The organism is Halorubrum sp. CBA1125 (genome assembly GCF_009742825.1).
Lineage (GTDB): Archaea > Halobacteriota > Halobacteria > Halobacteriales > Haloferacaceae > Halorubrum.
The window spans coordinates 1-4,930 of sequence record NZ_WPCE01000201.1 but is presented as its reverse complement, the minus strand read 5'-3'; the positions used below and the strand labels follow the sequence as shown (position 1 = coordinate 4,930).

The 4,930-nt window shown below is 72.4% G+C and carries 6 protein-coding genes and 1 pseudogene; 1 reads left to right on the top strand and 6 read right to left on the bottom strand.

Annotated elements, in window-relative coordinates; translation table 11 throughout:
- Nucleotides 1-221: translation initiation factor eIF-1A (locus GJ633_RS13920; RefSeq protein ID WP_156589298.1), on the bottom strand; the 221-nt coding region annotated here is incomplete at its 3' end.
- Nucleotides 222-361: 140 nt separating this feature from the next.
- On the opposite strand from GJ633_RS13920, the gene GJ633_RS13915 reads away from it, so the two are divergent.
- Entirely contained in the window at nt 362-577 is a 216-nt protein-coding gene (locus GJ633_RS13915; RefSeq protein ID WP_156589297.1) for an LPXTG cell wall anchor domain-containing protein, read from the top strand.
- Nucleotides 578-642: 65 nt separating this feature from the next.
- Here the strand turns inward: GJ633_RS13915 and GJ633_RS13910 are convergent.
- The 5 genes and pseudogenes from GJ633_RS13910 to GJ633_RS13890 all read right to left on the bottom strand — a co-directional run.
- Nucleotides 643-1,844: pseudogene (locus GJ633_RS13910) on the bottom strand (DNA primase).
- Nucleotides 1,845-1,954: 110 nt separating this feature from the next.
- Nucleotides 1,955-2,479, bottom strand: coding sequence for a DUF5518 domain-containing protein (locus GJ633_RS13905; protein WP_156589296.1), 525 nt, complete (start codon nt 2,477-2,479; stop codon nt 1,955-1,957).
- Nucleotides 2,480-2,485: 6 nt separating this feature from the next.
- Complete coding sequence (locus tag GJ633_RS13900) at nt 2,486-3,142, bottom strand: HVO_2922 family protein (RefSeq protein ID WP_156589295.1); 657 nt, start codon at nt 3,140-3,142, stop codon at nt 2,486-2,488.
- A 169-nt stretch (nt 3,143-3,311) separates the two neighbouring features.
- Entirely contained in the window at nt 3,312-3,944 is a 633-nt protein-coding gene (locus GJ633_RS13895) for a protein sorting system archaetidylserine decarboxylase (protein WP_156589294.1), read from the bottom strand.
- Nucleotides 3,945-3,946: 2 nt separating this feature from the next.
- Nucleotides 3,947-4,930, bottom strand: a 984-nt coding sequence (locus GJ633_RS13890) for an AAA family ATPase (protein WP_156589293.1), incomplete at its 5' end; no start/stop codon positions are given.

Here is a 4,930-nt window from a genome sequence, read left to right as displayed (position 1 = left end):
TTCTCGTCCTGCCAGTCCCACGGCTCGACCAGGACGATGTCGTCCTCGCGGATCCAGACGCGCTTTTGCATCCGGCCGGGGATACGGGCGGTCCGCTCTTCGCCGTCCGCACAGCGGACCGTGACCCGGTTCGCGCCGAGCATCTCGACGACCTCCGCGAACACCTCGTCGTCGTCGGGCATCCGGAGGTCGTTTCGACCGTCGCCGTCTCCGTTGCTCATGCGTACGGGATGATACGCGCTCCCGGAAATAAAAGGGGCGTTCTCCGCGCGCCGCGAGGCCCCCGAACGCGACGCCGGACGCGTCGCCCGCGACCGTCCCTATCGAAGTGCTTTTTTAGCGGCGACGGAAACGCGCGGGCATGGAAATCGACGCGGAGTTCCGTCGGCAGATCGCCGTCTCTCTTCTGGCCGCCCTCCTCTTCGTCGTGGGCGTCGTCGGGGTCGGTGTCGCCTTCGGGGGGTCCTCGGGACTTCCCGAAACCGGGGCGATCGCGCTCGTCGGGCTGCTGGCCGGGTTCGTGCTGCTGATGGCGCTCGTCGGCGCGTACCTCATCCGGTCGAAGGACGGCGAGTGAGTCGACGACCCCGCGTCGTCGGACGGCTCGTGTGACGCGCCGACGGCGGTGATCACTCCGGTCGATCACTCCGCGTCTGGCGCCTCGCGACGCTCGCGCCAGTCGCTGACGTCGTCGACGGCCGCGACGCGCTTCTCGTAGTACGCCAGCGGATCGGCGGCGACCTGCATGTGGTCCTCCTCGTTGTGGCAGATCCCGTAGTTCGCCAGCGTCTCGCAGGTCGGCGGCGGGTACTGCGTCCCGCGCTCGTCGGTCAGATACTCGGTCTGGTAGCGGATCCCCTCGGCGTCGAGGCTGGTGTCCCCACAGAACGCGACCACCTCGTCGGGCGTCATCCCGATGCGACGAGGAACGCCATCAGCGCGAACGACTCCGGCGGCGACAGGTCGACGCCGCGCTCGGCCCGCTCGATCAGGTTCCGCATGCACGGGGGAAACAGGTCGGGGGCGACCACGTCCGGCGGCTCGGCGTACGTTCGCTCCGAGAGCAACCGCTTGAGGTCGGCGACGCCCGATTCCAGCTCGGCGGCGATTCCCTCGCCGGCCGCCAGCTCGAACGGGAGCCCCTCGCGCACGCGGTCCTCGACCGCGGCCTCGATCGCGTCGAGCAGCTCCTCGCGAGAGACGCGGACGTCGCCGTCGGCGAGCGCGCGGTTGACGAGCCGCCACGACTCCCCCCACGACGGCGACGTCAGCCGGAGGTACGGCCCGACGGCCATCCAGTAGTGCGACGCTTCGCGCCCGCGGGAGGCGGACCCGGCGCGGTCGACGTCCGGTCGGTCGGCGCCCGCCCGCCCGGCGGCCGTGCCCCCGCCCGGCCCGGCCGCGGTCGGTCCCGTGGTCCCTTCCGGCCGCACCGCCCCGGTGAGGTCGAACTCGGCGAGCACGTCGTCGAGGTTGACGGTCGGCGTCGACACCGACCGCAGCGCGTCGTCGGTCGCGAGGTCCCGCCGCACGCGGTCGACCGCCGTCGCCGCCTCCGCGGCGGCGTACTTCTCGATGGCGGGCTCGGAGTCGAGCAGCGAGACGAGGATCCGCGCGATCGGGTACGAGAGCAGCTCCGCCTGCGCGTCGTAGTCCGACGCCTCCGGGAACGCGCCGCTCTCGGACTCGACAGTGCCGTCCAACAGCGCGCGCTCGACGCGCTCCCGGGCGCGCTCGACGGCGGGCGCGTCGGCCGCGACGAGCTCCGGCAGCGACACCGCCGCCTCGGCGACGGCCTCGCGGGCGGCCGCGAAGAACGGGTACTTGGCGTCGAGCGCGTCCATGTCCGCCCCGAGGTAGAGACGGACGGCGAATAAGCGGTGCGGTCCGCGGCGCCCCTGCAGGACCGCGGCGCCGGACGCGAGCGCCGGCGGTTCGCCGGCAGTTCCGGACGCTACAGCTCCCGGCGGACGTAGACGCCGAGGTAGCCGCCGAGCACGCTGAACGCGACCGTGTACACGATACTGAAGAGGATCACGACGACCACGAGCACTCCGAACGACGCGGGCGCGCCGACGATCCCGAGCAGGAAGAGGAAAAAGAGCAGGAACAGCGCGAACGGGACCGACGCGACCACCCCGGCGACGGCGCCCGTCTTCATCCCGTCTGTGGTCCCGCCATCCAGGAGGTACGCGGCGATCCCGCCGCCGAGGACCGGCGCGAACGGCACGAACGACAGCACCGATCCCGCCACCCCGCCGGCGAGGCCGTAGACGATGATCTCGCCGAGATCGCTTTCTTGATCTGTCGTCGTGGCGGCTCGCGATTCGCCTGCCGTCGCGGCGTCGGCGTCGCTGGAGCTTCCCGCCGTCGCGGCGGGTTGCTCGTCGCTCGGTGGGTCGCGGTGGCCCGGCGGCTGGTCGTCGCTCGGTGGGTCGCCGTCACTCGGCGGTTCGTCGGTCGGGTCTGCGGGGACCATCGGTCGCTACGCGTCCTCCTCCGGCTCGACGACGGCCGCGCCGGGCGCGTTCGCCTTCACGCTGTGCAGCCCCTGGGTCGCCTTCTGTTTGGACGCGTACCCCTGTCCGCCGTCGGCGACGATGTTGCCGTTGTCGTGGCGGAGCCGCCAGCGCCACTCGTCGGCGCTGTCGACGAACAGCTCGAACGTCGCGTCGCTGCCCCCTTCGTCGGGCGCCTCCTCGTCGCGGGAGACGTCGATCACGTGCGCGCCCGGCGCGTTGCGTTTGACGCTCTCGATCCCCGACTCGGCGTCGCGCTTCTCGCTGTATCCCTCGCCGCCGTCGGCGATGACGTTGCCGTTGTCGTGGCGGAGCCGCCAGCGCCACTCGTCCGCGCTGTCGGCGTACAGCTCGAACGTCGCCTTGCTCGCGGCCGCCTCGTCGTCGACCGTCCCGTCCGCCTCGGGCCACTCCATCTCGATCTCGAAGTGGACCGTCCCGTCCTGGCGTTCGAGCTCTATCTCGACGTCCTGCTCGGCGGCGGGGTCGACGGTCACCGTTCCGCCGTCGTCGACCGGGACCGGCTCCCCTCGGCCGAGCGCCCGGGCAATCCGTCGGAAGTAGGTGGCGAGCGCCTGTCGGCTCCGCGACTGTCGTGACTCGTGGATGGTCTCCTCTGGCATGCACGTGTCACGTCACGGCCGTCACACAAAGTCCTATGCCCGTCAGGCCGCCACACAAAATCCGATGCCCGTCGGGGCCGCCACAACCGTCCGCCGCCCCTCAGGTCCCACAACCGTCCGCTGGTCTCGCCGACCACGGCGCGGCGGTCGGGTTGCCGGAACCGGACGCTCAGTCTCGCTCTGCGAGGATCGTCTCGCCCGCGCGGACCGCGTCGCCCTCGGCGACGAGCAGGTCGTCTCGATCCACGTCCGGCGGCAACACCACGTCGGCGCGGGAGCCGAAGGAGACGTGTCCCACGCGCTCGCCCCGGTCGACCGCGTCGCCCGGCTCGACCGCGGGGTGGATCCGCCGGGCGAACCAGCCGGCGATCACCAGCAGCTCGTACTCCCCGAAGTCGATCGCGACCTGCTCGTTGCGGTCGGACTCCTTGTCGAACGCCGGGCGGTTCGCGCCGGGGCGGTGTCTGACCTCGCGGACCGTCCCGGGCAGCGGCGCGCGGTTCACGTGGACGTCGGTGACGTTCATGAACACGCCCACCCGCAGGCGAGTCCCCTCCTCGCGGACGACGCTCACGGTGCCGTCGGCGGGCGCGACGGCGATTCCCTCGGCGTCCGGCGGCGCGCGGTCGGGGTCGCGGTGGAACCAGACCACGCCCAGCGCGACCGCGAGCAGTCCGCCCCCGACGGGCGGGACGAACGGGAGGAGGGCGGCGCCGACGAGCGCCGGGACGCGCGCCAGCCGCCACGCCGCCTCGACCACCGGAAACGGGAGCAACCGGGCCAGCAGCGGGTCGTCGACCATCGTCAGGCCTCCGCGGGCTCCCGGAACGCGGGACGCAGTTCGGTCCGGCCGGCCGCCCACGCCGCGAGCAGGTGCGTGAGGTGGAGTCGGTCGTCGAGGCCGGCGGCCAGGTCGCGGTCGGCCTCGCCGGCGAGCACGTGGAGCCGCGCGAGGTCCTCGCCGTCGTACTCGGAGCCGGCGCGGGCGACGCGCAGGATCGCGGCGAGCAGTTCGCCGCCGTCGTACCCGCCCTCGTCGAGCAGGTCGTCGAGCGCGGAGCGGGCGCCGTCGAGGTCGCCCGCCCGCGCGTCGGCGAGCGCCTCGCGGATCGCGTCGTCGTCGCCCACCTCGCCCAGCGTCTCGTAGGCGGTCGTCATGGTGATCTCGTCGCCCTCGACCGCGGCCGCCTGCGCCGAGAGGATCGCCTCGCGGAGGTCGCCGCCGGCCGCGCTGGCGACGAACTCCAGCCCGTCGGCGTCGTACGCGACGCCCTCGCGCTCGCAGATCGTCTCCAGGACGTCGATGGTCTCGTCGGTCGTCGGCGCGCGGACCCGGACCGGGAAACACCGCGACCGGATCGGCGCGATCAGCTTCGAGGGCTGGCGCGTGGCGATCACGAACTGCGTCGTCCGGTGGTGTTTCTCCATCACGCGCCGGAGCGCCTGCTGGAAGTCCTCGCGGATCGACTCGGCGTTGTCGAGCAGGACCGTCTTGTACGCGCCCGACATCGGCGCGTACGACGCCGACTCCTTGAGCACGCGGTTTATCATGTCGCGTTTCGCCATTCCGCTGCGCCCGGCGAGGAACCCCTCGAACCGGGGGTCCGTCCGGATCTCCTTTTTCGTCCGACCGAAGAAGTCGGCGACGTTGATCTCGATCAGGTCCGTGTCGGGGTTCGCGTGGGCTTCGCGCGCCAGCGCCCGCGCCGCCGCCGTCTTCCCGACGCCCGGCGGCCCCTGCACCACGAGGTTCATCGGCTCGTCGACCGCGCGCGCCAGCCGCTCGCG

Excerpts from the sequence above, each read along its gene's own strand:
- GJ633_RS13915 (WP_156589297.1), top strand. The coding sequence starts at position 362 with ATGGAAATCGACGCGGAGTTCCGTCGGCAGATCGCCGTCTCTCTTCTG.
- GJ633_RS13905 (WP_156589296.1), bottom strand. The coding sequence starts at position 2,479 with ATGGTCCCCGCAGACCCGACCGACGAACCGCCGAGTGACGGCGACCCA.
- GJ633_RS13900 (WP_156589295.1), bottom strand. The coding sequence starts at position 3,142 with ATGCCAGAGGAGACCATCCACGAGTCACGACAGTCGCGGAGCCGACAG.
- GJ633_RS13895 (WP_156589294.1), bottom strand. The coding sequence starts at position 3,944 with ATGGTCGACGACCCGCTGCTGGCCCGGTTGCTCCCGTTTCCGGTGGTC.